Origin of the sequence: Bifidobacterium sp. B4111, assembly GCF_026537235.1 — a bacterium.
Lineage (GTDB): Bacteria > Actinomycetota > Actinomycetes > Actinomycetales > Bifidobacteriaceae > Bombiscardovia.
Map to the genome: position 1 here is coordinate 794787 of NZ_JAFNMO010000001.1, position 16311 is coordinate 811097.

Annotated in this window: 13 protein-coding genes; 11 read left to right on the forward strand and 2 right to left on the reverse strand. The window is 63.5% G+C overall.

Translation table 11 applies throughout. The features are described from left to right. The first annotated feature begins 65 nt into the window (after positions 1-65). On the forward strand, positions 66-755 hold the full coding sequence (locus tag J3T93_RS03635) for an MgtC/SapB family protein (protein ID WP_267430538.1): 690 nt from the start codon (positions 66-68) through the stop codon (positions 753-755). Between the two features lie 12 nt (positions 756-767). Here the strand turns inward: J3T93_RS03635 and J3T93_RS03640 are convergent, their stop codons facing one another. Beyond that, positions 768-2369, reverse strand: coding sequence for an ABC-F family ATP-binding cassette domain-containing protein (locus J3T93_RS03640; protein WP_267430539.1), 1602 nt, complete (start codon positions 2367-2369; stop codon positions 768-770). A gap of 117 nt (positions 2370-2486) precedes the next feature. Further along, positions 2487-3665 (reverse strand): TspO/MBR family protein, encoded by a 1179-nt coding sequence (locus J3T93_RS03645; protein ID WP_267430540.1) that lies wholly within the window; start codon positions 3663-3665, stop codon positions 2487-2489. 185 nt (positions 3666-3850) lie between these two features. Between J3T93_RS03645 and J3T93_RS03650 the strand changes: the two genes are divergently transcribed. From J3T93_RS03650 to hemQ, 10 genes are all read left to right on the forward strand, one after another. Then, the gene (locus tag J3T93_RS03650; protein WP_267430541.1) at positions 3851-4453 is read left to right on the forward strand and encodes a DNA-3-methyladenine glycosylase I; all 603 of its coding nucleotides are present in this window, start codon (positions 3851-3853) and stop codon (positions 4451-4453) included. Positions 4454-4615: 162 nt separating this feature from the next. After that, positions 4616-7537 (forward strand): excinuclease ABC subunit UvrA, encoded by a 2922-nt coding sequence (gene uvrA / locus J3T93_RS03655; protein ID WP_267430614.1) that lies wholly within the window; start codon positions 4616-4618, stop codon positions 7535-7537. Continuing rightward, positions 7534-9834, forward strand: coding sequence for an excinuclease ABC subunit UvrC (uvrC, locus tag J3T93_RS03660; protein WP_267430542.1), 2301 nt, complete (start codon positions 7534-7536; stop codon positions 9832-9834). The genes uvrA and uvrC overlap by 4 nt, the downstream gene beginning before the upstream one ends. A 61-nt stretch (positions 9835-9895) precedes the next feature. Beyond that, positions 9896-10855: a shikimate dehydrogenase family protein gene (locus J3T93_RS03665; RefSeq protein WP_267430543.1), complete on the forward strand. Its 960-nt coding sequence runs from the start codon at positions 9896-9898 to the stop codon at positions 10853-10855. 2 nt (positions 10856-10857) lie between these two features. Beyond that, a complete protein-coding gene (gene rapZ / locus J3T93_RS03670; protein ID WP_324123863.1) occupies positions 10858-11751 on the forward strand; it encodes an RNase adapter RapZ in 894 nt (297 codons plus the stop codon). 120 nt (positions 11752-11871) lie between these two features. Beyond that, positions 11872-12831, forward strand: a complete 960-nt coding sequence (gene whiA, locus J3T93_RS03675; protein ID WP_267399937.1) for a DNA-binding protein WhiA — start codon at positions 11872-11874, stop codon at positions 12829-12831. A gap of 79 nt (positions 12832-12910) precedes the next feature. Continuing rightward, complete coding sequence (locus tag J3T93_RS03680) at positions 12911-14107, forward strand: phosphoglycerate kinase (protein ID WP_267430544.1); 1197 nt, start codon at positions 12911-12913, stop codon at positions 14105-14107. A 90-nt stretch (positions 14108-14197) separates the two neighbouring features. Further along, positions 14198-14980 (forward strand): triose-phosphate isomerase, encoded by a 783-nt coding sequence (gene tpiA, locus J3T93_RS03685; protein WP_024628060.1) that lies wholly within the window; start codon positions 14198-14200, stop codon positions 14978-14980. Positions 14981-15040: 60 nt separating this feature from the next. After that, positions 15041-15289, forward strand: a complete 249-nt coding sequence (gene secG, locus J3T93_RS03690; protein WP_101432389.1) for a preprotein translocase subunit SecG — start codon at positions 15041-15043, stop codon at positions 15287-15289. Positions 15290-15521: 232 nt separating this feature from the next. Further along, entirely contained in the window at positions 15522-16280 is a 759-nt protein-coding gene (gene hemQ / locus J3T93_RS03695) for a hydrogen peroxide-dependent heme synthase (protein ID WP_267430546.1), read from the forward strand. Positions 16281-16311: the final 31 nt, after the last annotated feature.

The following is a 16311-nucleotide window of genomic DNA, read 5'->3' on the forward strand; positions in this document are numbered from 1 at the left end:
TCCGATGGCCTTGTCCTGCAAGCGTTATAAGGTCTGCCTATTTACCAGGGCAGGAAGGGAAATACATGCAGGGATCCGCAATGCCGAACCAGGGCCAGATTATGGCGGTAGTCCTGACGGTGGTGCTCTGTGGCCTGATCGGCTTCGAACGCGAGTTCCTCAAACACGACGCCGGCATCCGCACCCACATTCTGGTGGGGCTGGGCAGCTGCCTGTTCACCATGGTCTCCCTCTACGGCATCCAGGCCGCTGTGGGCAACTACTCCTGGGACGCCTCGCGAATTGCGGCGAGTGTAGCCTCGGGCATCGGCTTCATCGGCGCCGGAGTCATCTTCTTCAACCACGATTCGGTCAAGGGTCTGACCACGGCCAGCGCCATCTGGGTGGCCGCCGCAGTGGGCATGGCCTGCGGGGTCCAGCTCTTCGCCATCGCCATCCTGGCGGTCATCTTCTACTTTCTGGCTGTCCTGGTCATCGCGCCCATCCTCAAGTGGTTCCTGCGCAACCGTCAGAATACGGTTCTGCGCATCATATATCAGGACGGCCACGGCTGTCTGCGCGAATCCCTGCTGCTGGCCACCCGCATGGGATTCGAATCCCGGGTGCTGACCATCCATGAGCTGCACCGGGATGCCTGGAAGGGCGCCGATGTCACCGTCAACCTGCTGGGCAAGGGGGATGTGACTGAGCTGGTCGAATCCATTGGCCAGACTCCAGGGGTCAAGGGCGTGGAGGTCCTGGGGGAGGACGACTGACCCCCTTCCGCTTTACTCTTCGGCCACCAGATCCAGGTAGTCGTCGCTCCAGAGGTCCTCATCCCCGTCGGGCATGAGCAGTACCCGCTCAGGGTTGAGCGCCTTGACGGCCCCCTCGTCGTGGGTGACCAGCACGATGGCCCCCTTGTACTTGGCGATGGCCTTGAGTATCTCGTCGCGCGAAGCGGGGTCCAGGTTGTTGGTGGGCTCGTCCAGCAGCAGGACGTTGGCACGGCTGGTCACCAGGGTAGCCAGGGCCAGGCGGGTCTTTTCACCGCCCGAAAGCACCTTGGTGGGCTTCATGGCGTCGTCCCCTGAAAAGAGGAAGGTTCCCAGGATGGTCCGCGCCTGGGTGTTGTCCAGGTCCGGGGCCACATGCTGCAGGTTCTCCAGAACGGTGACATCGTTATCCAGGGTGTCGTGCTCCTGGGCGAAGTAGCCGATCTTGGCCCCATGCCCCAGGGTCACCTTGCCCGTGTCGGGCTGCTCGATGCCGGCCAGCAGGCGCAGCGTGGTGGTCTTGCCAGCGCCGTTGTACCCCAGGATGACCACCCGGGAGCCCTTGTCGATGGCCAGGTTGATGTCGGCGAAGACGATGTTGGAGCCGTAGGCCTTGGACAGATCCTCGGCCATGATGGGCGTACGGCCGCAAGGAGCAGGATCCGGGAAGCGCAGGTCAGCCACCTTCTCGGCCTTCTCCGCCTCCTGGGTGTCGGCCAGCAGGCGTTGGGCGCGGCGCATCATGTTCTGAGCGGCCACGGCCTTGGTGGCCTTGGCGTGCAGGCGAATGCCCTGCCGCATCAGACGGTCGGCCTTCTTCTCGGCCACCTCCCGCTCGCGGCGTCGGCGCTCCTCGTCCACCACCCGCTGGCGCAGGTAGGCCTTCCATCCCATGGTGTACATGTCGATGCAGGAACGCTGGGCATCCAGGTGCCAGATGCGGTTGACGGTCTCGTCCAGCAGCTCGGTGGAGTGGGAGATGATCAGGAAGCCGCCCTCGAACCGGCGCAGGTATCCCTTGAGCCATTCGATGGAGTCGGCATCCAAATGGTTGGTGGGCTCGTCCAAAATCAGGGTGTCAGCGTCGGAGAAGAGGATTCTGGCCAGCTCGACCCGTCGGCGCTGACCGCCGGAGAGGGTGCCCAGTGCCTGCTGCAGGGTCTCCTGGCTCAGCCCCAGGCTCTCACCCATGACGATGGCCTGCGATTGGGCCGCATAGCCCCCGGCATTCTCGAAGTCCTGTTGGGCCTTGTCGTAGCGCTTCATGGCCTTTTCCATGACCTTGGGATCGGGACTGGTCATCTCGGTCTCGGCCTTGCGCATCCGCTGGATGATGGATGCGATGTCTCTGGCGCTCATGACCCGGTCCAGGGCGCTCTGCTCGGAGTCACCTGCATGGGTGGACTGGGGCAGGTATCCCAGCTGTCCGGTCACCCGCACCTTGCCGGCCGAGGGGAGCATGTCGCCGGTGATGACCCGGGTCAGCGTGGTCTTGCCTGCGCCGTTGCGGCCCACCAGGCCGATCCGGTCGCCCTTGGTCACGTGGAAGTCGGTGGCTTGCAGCAGTAGTCGGGCACCTATCCGGATCTCAAGTCCCTGCGCCTCAATAGCCATGCCGCCTCCGACCCCACTTTCCTCATGGATTCAAAACTTGCAAGGAATCATGGTAGCAAGAAGCAAGCCCCGCCAGTGCGTCTCGGCTGACGGGGCAATGGATGCATCATGGATGGATCAGCGGCGGACCACCCTGAACTTGTTCCAGGGGAAGTAGACCAGGAAGGCGCCTACGGCGGTCAGCGCGATGACCAGCACACCCATGGCGGCCGCGAAGGAGAAGATCCTGATGCCGATGCCCAGGCAGGCCCAGATGACCACCAGGCCGAAGACCCAGTCCTTGCCATGCCTGTTCATCAGATAAGCGACGGCCAGGAGGGCGCCGACCACAATAATGGTGGCGAATCCCTGGACGGCACTGCCGACCTTGTGCCCGGCGACCACCATGTATCCGGCGTTGACCAGGGTGGCCACGCTCAGCCAGCTGGCGTAGATGGACAGGGGAATCCAGTCCAGGGCCTTGGCTGCGGTGGGGGTTCCGGCCTTGGTGGCGTCCCTGCGTACCAGGGCGTAGAGCATCCAGGTCAGTACGGTCAGAATCAGGATGATGACCAGGGCCCAGAAGTTGCGTTCCATGTGCCACAGGGCCAGCCAGGCGATGTTCAGGCAGCAGGTGGCCACGAAGAGCAGTCCGCTCAGTGTAAAGGGCAGGAAGCCCAGACGTTTGCGGCTGGGACCTGCCAGGCAGAAGCGGAAGAGCCAGATGGCCAGGGCGATGTAGATGACCCCCCAGATGGCGAAGACATAGCCGGCGGGCATGATCCACAGATCGACCTTGCGAGCCAGACCGCCCACGGTCGTGCCATTGAAATGGTAGACCTCCGCATAGCCGTTGAAGCCCACCATGGCCACCCAGGCCACCCAGAGCAGGATGTCCTCGAAGAGCTTCCAGCCGCGTCCCTTGGAGGATTCCTGCTCCTTCTCAGGCTGACCCTGCCTTTTGGTCTGATTTGATTCCTGTGCTGCCTCAGTGCTGCTGTTATCAGAGTGTTTCTCGCCTCTATTGGCGGTCTCATTGGCGCTGGTTTTTTCAGTCGATGACTTCTTCGACGAGTCACCAGACTGCTTGGCTGCGGCACTTGAAGACGATGAACCTGAGCTAGACGAATTTGAAGTCGAAGAATTTGAAGTCGACGCACTAGAAGATGCTGAACTCTCATTCCTCGAACTCCGGGCTGCCGATGACGAGCCCGAGGTTGATTGGTTGCCCTGCATGGCAGGGGAGGTGCGCTTGGCCCTCTCGATCGGGTCCTCATCGTCGGTCCAGAGTCTGCGCGGATTGTCCTTGTCAGTCATGGCACATGCTTCCTCTCCTTGCCGGTCGCAACCATACTGCCGCCATGGGGATGGCCCCGGGCATGGGCCCGACCGGCCTCTATTCCAACTTTAAAGCGGCCCGCCTGGCTCAGTGGTATTGACCACCCGGTCTGGGTGACCGCCGGTGCTAGCCTGAAGCCAAATACTGGAGAGGGGAGTGTGAAGTGGCCGAACCTTTATATCGATGCGACTGGGCTCGGGTGGACGATCCGCTCATGCGTAGCTACCACGACCACGAGTGGGGCCGACCCCTGCACGGTTCCCAGAGGCTCTTCGCCATGCTCTCCTTGGAGATATTCCAGTGCGGGCTCAGCTGGCAGCTGGTCCTGCACCGCCGCCAGGCCCTCTTCAAGGATTTCGACAACTTCGATATTCAGGCCGTCGCAGCCTTCGACGCCGACCGCATCAACCGTCTCATGGCCGACCCGGCCATCATCCGCAATCGGCGCAAGATCGAAGCCACGGTGGCCAACGCGGCCCTGATCGCCCGCCAATTTCCCGGGGAGGCATTCGACCGCTACTGCTGGTCCTTCACCGGCGGGCTGACCATCAACCACGACTACCCGGACGATCCGTCCATACCGCGCTACGACCACCTGTCGGCCATCGTCTGCAAGGATATGCGCGACCTGGGTCTGCGATTCCTTGGACCGGTGACCGTCCACTCCTTCCTGCAGGCGGCCGGCATGATCAACGACCACCAGCACGACTGTTTCCTCAACGGCTGCAGCCACCCGACCCTGGATCCGCCCGCCCCGATCATCTAAGCCATCATCGAACACCTGTTCGAATTATTCGGCCCCGGCGATAGTATGGTCAGGCTTTGGCCTCAGCCTTGGCCATGGGTCTTCAGGGAAGCGGATGGGAAGCACGTGAAGCAGCAGAACAAGCCTAAGTCGACAGTGGACGCGGCCATCGAAAACCCGCGCATGATCGAATCCAAGGGGTCCCTGGTGGCGGACCTGTCCATGGTGCCCAACGACCGCAAGATCGTCATCCAGGGCGCCCGGGCCCACAACCTCAAGAACGTCAACCTGTCCATACCCCGCAACCGGATGGTGGTCTTCACCGGCCTGTCAGGCTCCGGCAAGTCCTCCCTGGCCTTCGACACCCTCTTCGCCGAGGGTCAGCGCCGCTACGTGGAGTCCCTCTCCGCCTATGCCCGCCAGTTCCTGGGCCAGATGGACAAGCCCGACGTGGACTTCATCGAGGGCCTGAGCCCGGCCGTCTCCATCGACCAGAAGACCACCAACCGCAACCCCCGGTCCACCGTGGGCACCATCACCGAGGTCTACGACTACCTGCGCCTGCTCTTCGCCAGGACCGGCATTCCCCACTGCCCGGTCTGCGGGGCCGAGGTACGCGCCCAGTCGCCGCAGCAGATTGTCGACACCCTCATGTCCAGGCCGGAGGGGACCCGCTTCCAGCTGCTGGCCCCCATCGTCAAGGGCCGCAAGGGCGAGTTCGTGGAGACCCTGGAGCTCCTGCGCTCCGACGGCTACTCCCGGGCCATCATCGACGGGGACATGCACCAGCTGTCCGACTCCATCAAGCTGACCAAGCAGAAGAAGCACACCATCGAGGTGGTGGTGGACCGGCTGGTCATCCGCGAGGGCATGCGCCAGCGGCTGACCGACTCCGTGGAGACCGCCCTGCGCTTGGCCAAGGGCACCGTGGTGGCCGACTTCGTGGATCTGGATGCCAAGGACCCCGAGCGTCGCCAGCCCTTCTCCGAGAAGCGGTCCTGCCCCAACGGCCACGAGCTGGAGCTGGACGAGATCGAACCCAGGACCTTCTCCTTCAACGCCCCCTACGGAGCCTGCCCGGCCTGCACCGGTCTGGGATTCAACCTGGAGATCGACCCCGAGCTGGTGGTGCCCGACCCGGCGAAGAGCCTCAAGGACGGGGCCGTGGAGCCCTGGAGCGGCACCAAGAGCCAGCAGCGCTTCTATGGCCACCTGCTGGACGGTTTGGCCAAGGAGATGGGCTTCTCCACCTCGACCCCTTGGAAGGATCTGCCCGAGGAGGTCCGTCACGCCGTCATGTACGGGCACGACTTCAAGGTGGACGTCTCCTACCGGAACCGCTGGGGCCGCCTGCGCGAGTACACCACCGGGTTCGAGGGCGTGGTCCGCACCCTGATGCGTCGCCACGACGAGACCGACTCGCAGCCCATGAAGCAGTACTACGAGTCCTACATGCGCGAGGTGCCCTGCCAGGTCTGCCAGGGCAAGCGCCTGAAGCCAGAAGTCCTGGCCGTTACTGTTGACGGCCTGTCCATCGCCCAGGTCTGCGACATGGCCGTGTCCGCCAGCCTGAAGTGGATTGAGGGCCTGCATATGGAGGGCGCCCAGGCCAAGATCGCCGGGGAGGTCCTCAAGGAGATTCGTGCCCGTCTGCGCTTCCTCAACGACGTGGGCCTGAACTATCTGACCCTTTCCAGGGCTGCAGCCACCCTCTCCGGCGGCGAGGCCCAGCGCATTCGTCTGGCCACTCAGATTGGCTCTGGCTTGGTGGGCGTCATGTATGTGCTGGACGAGCCCTCCATCGGCCTGCACCAGCGGGACAACGACCGGCTGATCAAGACCCTGCAGCGGCTGCGCGACCTGGGCAACACCCTGATTGTGGTCGAACACGACGAGGACACCATCCGCCAGGCAGACTGGCTGGTCGACATCGGCCCGGGGGCCGGCGAGCATGGCGGGGAGGTCATCTTCTCTGGGCGCTCGCAGGACCTGGTCAAGGCCTCCCGCTCCATCACCGCCGACTACATCGCCGGACGCCGGTCCATCGAGGTGCCTAAACGCCGCCGCAAGACCAACAGGACCCGCCAACTGACCGTGGTGGGGGCACGCGAGAACAACCTGAAGAACCTCAAGGTCTCCTTCCCGCTGGGGGTCATGACCCTGGTCACCGGCGTCTCCGGCTCCGGCAAGTCCACCCTGGTCAACTCCATCCTCTATCCGGTGCTGGCCGACCAGCTCAACAACGCCCGCATCGTGCCCGGCAAGCACACCAGGGTGGAGGGCGTGGACCAGGTGCGCAAGGTCATCCACGTGGATCAGAACCCCATCGGCCGCACCCCGCGCTCCAACCCGGCCACCTACACCGGCGTCTGGGACAAGATCCGCCAGCTTTTCGCCAAGACCCCCGAGGCCCAGGTGCGCGGCTACGGGCCAGGCCGATTCTCCTTCAACGTCAAGGGCGGCCGCTGTGAGACCTGCCACGGTGACGGAACCATCAAGATCGAGATGAACTTCCTGCCCGACGTCTACGTCCAGTGCGAGACCTGCCACGGCAAGCGCTACAACAGGGAGACCCTTGAGGTCACCTATAATGGCAAGACCGTCTCGGATGTGCTGGACATGCCCATCGAGGAGGCCGCCCACTTCTTCAAGGCCTATCCCTCCATCGCCCGCTACCTGGACACCCTGGTAGACGTGGGCCTGGGCTACATCCGCCTGGGCCAGCCGGCTCCCACCCTGTCCGGAGGCGAGTCCCAGAGAGTCAAGCTGGCCACCGAGCTGCAGCGGCGCTCCGACGGCAAGACCGTCTACATCCTGGACGAGCCCACCACGGGCCTGCACTTCGAGGATGTCCGCAAGCTGCTCAAGGTCCTGCACGGCCTGGTCGACAAGGGCAACACGGTCATTGTCATCGAACACAACCTGGATGTGATCAAGACCGCCGACTGGATCATCGACCTGGGACCCGAGGGCGGCGACGGCGGTGGCACCGTGGTGGCCCAGGGCACCCCTGAGCAGGTGGCCGCCAATCCGAACAGCTGGACCGGCAAGTACTTGAAGCCCATGCTGGATCCCGCCAAGGTAGCCAAGGCCACCCGATCATGACTCGTAGCTGCTTCGAGCGGCACACGCCGCAGGTATGGCGACGCACCGCCCAAGCCCTGGAGGAGGAGTCCGCCACCGGCACCACGACAGGCGTCAACAAGAACGGCGCACCCCTGCTGGGCGACAGCCGGGACCTCTTCCGTCCCAAGACCTCGGACATTCCCACTCAGCCGGGGGTCTACAAGTGGCGGGACGGCGACGGCCGGGTCATCTACGTGGGCAAGGCCAAGAACCTGCGCAACCGTCTGACCAACTACTTCCAGCCCCTGGAGAACCTGCACCCGCGCACCCAGACCATGGTGCTGACGGCCCGGAGCCTGGAGTGGACCGTGGTGGGTACCGACCTGGAGTCCCTGACCCTGGAATACACCTGGATCAAGGAGTTCGATCCCCGCTTCAACGTCAAGCTGCGGGACGACAAGACATACCCCTACCTGGCTGTATCCGTGGGGGAGGAGTTCCCCCGGGTATGGATGACCCGCGTGCGCAAACGGCACGACACCCGCTACTTCGGCCCCTATGCCAAGGTCTGGGACATGAAGCACACCCTGGATGCCCTGCTCAAGACCTACCCGGTGCGTACCTGCACCCCCGGCGTCTTTCGCAAGGCCAAGCTCAGCGGCCGTGCCTGCCTGCTGGCCTCCATCGGCAAGTGCTCGGCCCCCTGTGTGGGCCGGATCAGCGCCAGCGACCATCGTCGTCTGTGTACGGAGCTGACCGGGGTCATCACCGGCAGGCTGGGCAAGAGCTACCGGGCCAGACTGACCAGGAGCATGCAGAAGGCCAGCGAGGATCTGGACTTCGAGAAGGCCGCCCGCCTGCGCGACCAGATCGCCATGCTGGACACGGTCATCGAGCAGAATGCCGTGGCCTTCGCCTCCAACGTGGATGTGGACGTCTTTGGCGTGGCCTCGGACGAACTGGAGGCCTCGGTCCACGCCTTCTTCGTGCGCTCAGGGGCCATCCGCGGCGAACGCAACTGGAGCGTGGAGCGGGTCGAGGACGTCTCCGACAGCGAGCTGATCAGCGACCTCTTGGTGCAGGTCTACTCGGACCTGATGAATGAGAACGATAGCGAGCTGCACAAGCTGCCCGGAGAGTCGGATACCCCTGTCTCCATCAGCCAGGACCGGGATGCCATGGGCTCCACCCAGAAGGTCACAGCTCTGGATGCCGAGGCCCGGGCCAAGGCCACCAGGAGCCGGCACCGCCATCAGGATCAGACCGGACGTGCCGACCTGCTGGCCCCCATCTCGCCGGTGCCTCCCGAGGTCATTGTTCCCATCCAGCCGGATCGGACCGGTGACCTGCAGGAGTGGCTGCGGGAGCTGCGCGGATCCGCAGTGATCATCCGTGTAGCCAGCCGGGGCGAAAAGAAGTCCTTGATGGACCGGGCCAACGCCAACGCCCGCCAGGCCCTCCAGCGCAGCAAGCTCAGCCGCATGAGCGACATGGGCACCCGCACCCAGGCCATGAACGACGTGGCCAAGGCCCTTGAGCTGGACCGTGCCCCGCTGCGCATCGAGTGCTACGACATCTCCAACACCGTGGGCGGCCAGTTCCAGGTGGCCTCCATGGTGGTCTTCGAGGATGCTGTCCCCAAGAAGTCCGAGTACCGCCGGTTCGCCATCCGCGGTGAGGACGGCAAGGGCGCCGTGGACGATATGAGCGCCATCTACGAGACCCTGACCCGGCGCTTCCGTCACGGTAACATCGCCGGCGACAGCGGCGACAGCATGGAGGCCGAGCGAAAGGCCAGCGACAAGGCACCCGAATTGGTGGAGCAGGAGGAGGGGGCCATCGTCCAGCAGAACACCGCCGCCCGCCACTTCGCCTACAAGCCCAACCTGGTCGTGGTCGATGGCGGCAAACCCCAGGTGACAGCTGCGGCCCGGGCCCTGCACGACTGTGGTGTGGACGATGTGGCCCTGTGCGGGCTGGCCAAGCGCCTGGAGGAGGTCTGGGTGCCTGACGACGACTATCCCATCATCCTCAAGCGCCAGTCCGAGGGCATGTACCTACTGCAGCGGGTGCGCGACGAATCCCACCGGTTCGCTATCACCTACCACCGGCAGACCCGGCGCAAGGGTGCCCTCCGGTCGGCCCTGGATGAGATTCCGGGCATCGGCCCCGCCTATCAGAAGAAGCTGCTCAATCATTTTGGGTCGGTCAAGCGCATGCGTCAGGCCTCCCAGGAGGAGCTGGAGGCCGTCAAGGGCATCGGCTCAGCCAAGGCCGAGGCCATCTACCAGGCCCTCCACAGTGACCAAGATCAGACCGGGGACAGCCAGCGATAAAATGGCTCAGAAGGCTGGCAGAAGGCCATGCCCTGATCTTGATTGGTGCGTGATTGCGGATATGAATGGACCTGATCGTCGTTGTGCCGTCCTGGGCGACCCCATCAGCCATTCCCTTTCACCCCTCCTGCATCGCTCAGCCTATGCCGCACTGGGCCTGGACGGCTGGCGTTACGACCGTGTGCGCATGGACGCCGATGGTCTGGCGGACTTTATCCACGGCCTTGACCCGTCCTGGGCCGGTCTCAGCCTGACCATGCCCTTGAAGAGTGCCGTTGGCCCCTTGGGAGATTTTTGTGACTGCTGGTCTAAGACCCTGGGAGTGGCCAACACAGCAGTCTTTGCACAGGGCGGCCCAGCCAAGGGTCTGTCCCTGTACAACACCGACGTGGAGGGAATCGTGGCAGCTCTGCTGGAGGCTGCCGACCGTTGCAGGGCTGACGAAGATCCTCACGATCTGACCGCCCTGCTTGAGGCAGCCGGTCAGGGACGGCAAGACCGGCTTCCCGACCAACCGTATGGGGGAGCGAGATCCCTGGTCATCGGCAACGGGAACACCGCCGAGTCCGCCTTCTGTGCCTTGAAGGTGCTAGGAGTTGAGCGTGTGGACCTGCTGGCCCGCAGCCCGGAGCACTGTGACCACATGCTGGACCTTGCCTCCCGGCTGGGTCTGCCCGAGCCAACCGTCACCGCCATGGACGAGACAGAGGCAGCCGAAAGGGCCCTGACCAGGGCCGATATTGTCGTCTCCACCCTGCCTTCGGGTGCAGCTGACCCCCTAGCTGATCTGATCAGTACCGTTGATGACGACGGGCGCTTGGGCCCAGTCCTACTGGATGTGGTCTATGATCCCCGGCCCACTCCGCTCATGAAGGCTTTCCGCCGCCAGCCAGGTGCACGGACCATCAGCGGCGAACGAATGCTGCTCTATCAAGCCGTGCGTCAGGTGGCGCTGATGACCGGCCGACCCCTGGCCGCTGTTCCGGTGGCCGCCATGGACCGAGCCTTGAGGGAGGCATGACGATGACGACGGAAAAACCGCCCTTCGCAGGCTTTGAGGTACTGCTGATCACAGGCATGTCCGGCGCAGGCCGCTCCCGCGCCGCCGACTCCATGGAGGACATGGGCTGGTATGTGGTCGACAACATGCCCCCGCGCCTGCTGGTGCCCCTGGTCGACATGATGACCTCGGCCGGAAGCTCTCTGCACCGCCTGGCCGCCGTCATCGACGTCCGGTCCCGCTCCTACTTCGACGACCTGTCCGCCGTGCTCAGCCACCTGGACGACCTGGGTGTGCGTTGCCGCATCCTCTTTTTGGATGCCTCTGATCAGGTGCTGGTCAAGCGCTATGAATCCGTCCGCCGACCCCACCCCCTGCAGGGCTCGGGCCGTCTGATCGACGGCATCCAGGAGGAGCGCCGCCTGCTGAGCGGACTCAAGGAGCGTGCCGACATGGTCATCGACACCTCCAACCTGAGCATCCATCAGCTGTCCACCCACCTCTACGAAATGGTCCTGGGCTCCGGTCCGACCACCGTGGGCGTGCACATCATGAGCTTCGGCTTCAAGTACGGCCTGCCCATCGATGCCGACTTCGTGGCCGACGTGCGCTTCCTGCCCAACCCTTACTGGGTTCCCGAGCTGCGGGACCTGAACGGCCATGACGGCCCGGTTCGGGACTATGTGATGGCCAGCGAGGGCGCCAAGGAGTTCCTGGATGCCTACACCACCGCCATTCTGACTGCGCTCAGCGGCTATGCACGCGAGGACAAGCACTATGTGACCATCGCCTTTGGCTGCACCGGCGGACAACACCGCTCAGTAGCCATGGCCGACGCTCTGGCCGCCCGATTGCGGTCCCGGGGAATGGAGGTGACCGTCTCGGCCCGCGAGCTGCCGCACCGTTCCCGCGGATAGCCAAAGGCGCAATTTGTCCAAGATATTCGGTATCACAGTAATCCGGTGGTCGGCACGGCAGGTGTGTCGCGCGGCCAAGAAGTATTCATTTTTCAGTATTTTTTCGTAGGAGGACGGCTCTTGGCCCTACTTGATGATGTCAAAAGCGAGCTGGCCGCGATTGACAACGAACCCCCCTCTGCCAAGAAAGCACAATCGGCGGCTATGATCCGCTTCGGCGGCGGTCTGCACATCATTCAGCGTCACATTGTGGTGGAAGCGCAATTCGACTCCCTGCCGGCAGCGCAGTGGTTGCAGAACACCATCAGGGACGTCTACGGCCATGATTCCGATCTGATCCAGGTCAAGCGTCAGGCCCCCACCGGCAACCTGACCCGCTACTCGGTCCGTGTGCTGCGGGCAGGTGGCGCCCTGGCCCTGCAGACCGGTCTGCTGGATCGCCGTAAGCATCCGGTTCGCGGTCTTCCCGCCGACATCGTCTCCGGCAACATCGCCCAGGTCAAGGCCGCATGGCGAGGAGCCTTCCTGGCCCATGGCGAGCTGTCCGACCCGGGCAAGGCCTCCTACCTGGAGATCGTCTGCCCCGGATCCGAGGCCGCCCTGGCATTGGTGGGCGCCGCCCGCCGTCTGGGCATCAACGCCAAGGCCCGCCAGGTGCGCAGCTCCGAGCGCGTCACCCTGCGTGACCCGGACGTCATCGAACGCATGCTCAACCTGATGGGCGCCCCTAAGTCCTCCCGTGAGTGGACCGGCAAGCGCAGCGATGGGGAGTCCCGCGGCAAGGCCAACCGCCTGGCCAACTTCGACGATGCCAATATGCGCCGGTCGGCCAAGGCTGCCGTCGAGGCCAGCGCCAAGGTCACCAAAGCCTTCGAAATCCTTGGCGACGACATACCTGAGAATCTGCGTGCGGCCGGCCAGCTTCGTCTGGATCACCGTGAGGCCTCCCTTGAAGAGTTGGGCCGCCTTGCCGACCCACCGGTCACCAAGGATGCCATCGCCGGACGTATCCGCCGTCTGCTGCAGCTGGCCACCAAAGTCGAAAAGAAGAAGACCGAGGAACTGGCCAAACAAGAGTGAGATAGCTCACACAGGTCGGTCTGCCTGAGTACCATGGCAGGGGAGCGGGCGCATTGACCCGCGGTCAGAAAGGATACGCATGAAAACACTGAATAGCCTCGGTGATCTCAAGGGCAAGCGCGTGCTCGTCCGCGCGGACTTTAACGTGCCGCTGGACGGCACCACCATTACGGACGACGGCCGCATCCGCGCCGCCTTGCCAACAATCAAGCAGCTTCGTGACCAGGGCGCCAAGGTTATCCTCATGGCCCACCTGGGTCGACCCAAGGGCAAGGTCGTTCCCGAGCTGAGCCTGGCCCCCGTGGCCGCTCGCCTCAGCGAGCTGCTGGGCGTGCAGGTTCCTCTGGCTGAGGACACCTATGGCCCAGATGCCCATGCCAAGGTGGCCGCCATGAACGACGGCGACGTGGTTCTGCTGCAGAACGTGCGCTACAACCCCGAGGAGACCAGCAAGGACGAGGCCGAGCGTGACGCCTACGCCCGCAAAATCGCCGACCTGGGCGACGTCTTCGTCTCAGACGGCTTCGGTGTAGTCCACCGCGCCCAGGGCTCAAACTACTCCGTGGCCAAGTTCCTGCCCTCCGCAGCAGGCCTGCTGGTCGAGAAGGAAGTCAAGGCACTATCCAAGGCGACCGAGAATCCCGACCGGCCCTTCACTGTGGTCTTGGGCGGCTCCAAGGTCTCTGACAAGCTGGGCGTCATCGAGAACCTGCTCAGCAAGGCCGACCGTCTGGTCATCGGTGGCGGCATGGTCTTCACCTTCCTCAAGGCTGAGGGTTATGAGGTGGGCTCCTCCCTGCTGGAAGAGGATCAGGTCGACACTGTCAAGGGCTACATTGCCACTGCACGCGAGAAAGGCGTGGAGCTCGCCCTGCCCACCGACATCGTGGTGGCTGACGAGTTCAAGGCGGATTCACCCCACCAGGTGGTTCCCGCCGATGGCATCCCTGCAGACAAGATGGGTCTGGACATCGGCCCTGACTCCCAGAAGCTCTTCCATGACAAGATCGTGGACTCCAAGACCGTGGTCTGGAATGGACCCATGGGCGTCTTCGAGTTCCCGGCATTCGCCGATGGCACCCGGGCTGTGGCCCAGGGCCTGGTCGATGCCACTAAGGCTGGAGCCTTCACCATCGTCGGTGGCGGCGACTCTGCCTCGGCCGTGCGCAACCTCGGCTTCCCTGAGGACGGCTTCTCGCACATTTCCACCGGTGGCGGTGCCTCGCTGGAGTTCCTTGAGGGCAAGGAGCTTCCGGGTCTGAAGGTGCTGGAGTAAAATCGGCAGACAGGCGGGCAATGCCGGGTCACCGGGTTTCGCATCCGGCGGCCCGGCATTGCTGTTGGTACGCGGATGGAAAGGTCTGGTATGGCACGCATTCCCCTGGTGGCCGGCAATTGGAAGATGAATTTCGACCACCTGGAAGCCACCTATTTCGTGCAGAAGCTGGCCTGGCTCCTGCGCGACGCCCACTTCGACCGCAGGCGTTGCCAGGTGGCGCTGATGCCCGCCTTCACTGCCCTGCGCTCCGTCCAGGTGCTGGTGGAGGCCGACAACCTGCCCATCGAGTATGGGGCGCAGGCCGTCTCCGTCACCGCCCAGGGAGCCTTCACCGGGGATGTGTCCGCTGACATGCTGGCCCAGCTGGGCTGCAGCTACGTCATTGTGGGCCACTCCGAGCGACGCAAGTACCATCCCGAGGACGACGCCAACATCGTCGACCAGGTCCGTGCCGTCCTGGCTGCGGGCATGAAGCCCATCCTCTGCGTGGGGGAGAGCTACGAGGAGCGCCGCCAGGGCATCCAACTGGACTTCGCCGTGGGCCAGGTCAACGACGTCACCCGGGACCTGGCCAAGGAGGACATGGAAAACCTGATTGTGGCCTACGAACCGGTCTGGGCCATCGGCACCGGCATGGTGGCCACCCCGGACACCGCCCAACAGGCCGCCCGGGCCATCCGCGACCACATCTCAGGCAAGTTCGGAGAGCCTGCCGGCCAGGCCGTGCGCATCCTCTACGGCGGCTCGGTCACCTCCAAGAATGCCTCCCAGATGATCACCCAGCCGGACGTGGACGGCTTTCTGGTGGGCGGCGCCTCCCTGGACGTGGAGGAGTTCGCGCGGATCGTGCGACTGGCTGCCAAGGGTTGATGCGTTTTTCCCCGGGTATCTGTATACTTGTTCCCAGTTCCTTACATGGAGGTATGTGCCATGACCATTGTCAAGATTGTGCTCGAAGTCGTTGTGATCCTCGCCAGCATACTGCTGACCATGCTGATTCTGCTGCACAAGGGCAAGGGCGGCGGCCTGTCCGATATGTTCGGCGGCGGAATCGGCTCCAACGCCGGCACCTCAGGTGCAGCTGAGAAGAACCTGAACCGGCTGACCATCATCGTGGCCCTAATCTGGGTGGCCATCATCATCGCCTTGGATCTCATTACCAAGTACAAGCTGGCCTGATTCCATCAGACAATACCTAAAATATTTGACCCCGGCATTGACCGGGGGTTTTGCATATCTGGACGACTTTAGTGCGGGCTTCTAGTCCTTGACTATTACCACAATATGTCATTCACAATGCACCGATAATCCAACGATTCAGCCGCCTGACGGATAGAGTAGAGAATGGTGTGCCCGACGAGCAGCGCATCACACAATGTCGTGCAAGCTAAGCAAGCGAAAGGAAGTGCTCATGGCTGAGCAAGCTGCACCGAGCCTGGAGGGCTGGTTCTGCCTCCACCTCTTCTGGAAGATTGATTGGGCCAAGTGGCGCAGAGCGCCGCAGGACGAACGCCGGGAATGCTTGGATCAGTTCAAGGCCCTTGCCGCACAGCTGGACGCGGTCCAGTCCCAGGGCAAGGGAAGCCACTACTGGTGTCAAGTCAATGGGCAAAAGGCCGACCTGGGCCTGATGGTCCTCAGGGAGACCCTGGAACAGTTGCAGGAGGTCGAAACCTCCCTGGAGAAGCTGCGCTTCTCCGATTATCTGGAGCCGACCATCTCCTATGTGTCGGTCACCGAGGTGGGCCTCTACTCGGGCAAGCCGACCACTGACCGCGGTTGGTCCTACGTCGACGCCAGCCTGCATCCCAAGACGCCCAACAAGCCCTACATTTGCTTCTACCCCATGTCGAAGACCCGCGTCCCCGGCGCCAACTGGTACACGCTGCCCTACGACCAGCGCAAGGCCTATATGCACGACCACGGCAAGATCGGCCGTTCCTACGCCGGGAAGGTCTCCATCATCCTGACAGGTTCCATTGGTCTGGACGACTACGAGTGGGGCGTTACCTTGTTCGCCGACGACCCCATCGAGTTCAAGAAGATCGTCACCGAGATGCGCTACATCGAAGCCAGCTCCATCTATGGCGAATTCCCCTACTTCCTGGTAGGCACCCAGACCGATCCTGAGCGCATTGACAGGCTGCTCACGGACCAGATGGGACAGTAGCACATGACGACAAGAGAGGGAAGATCAATCC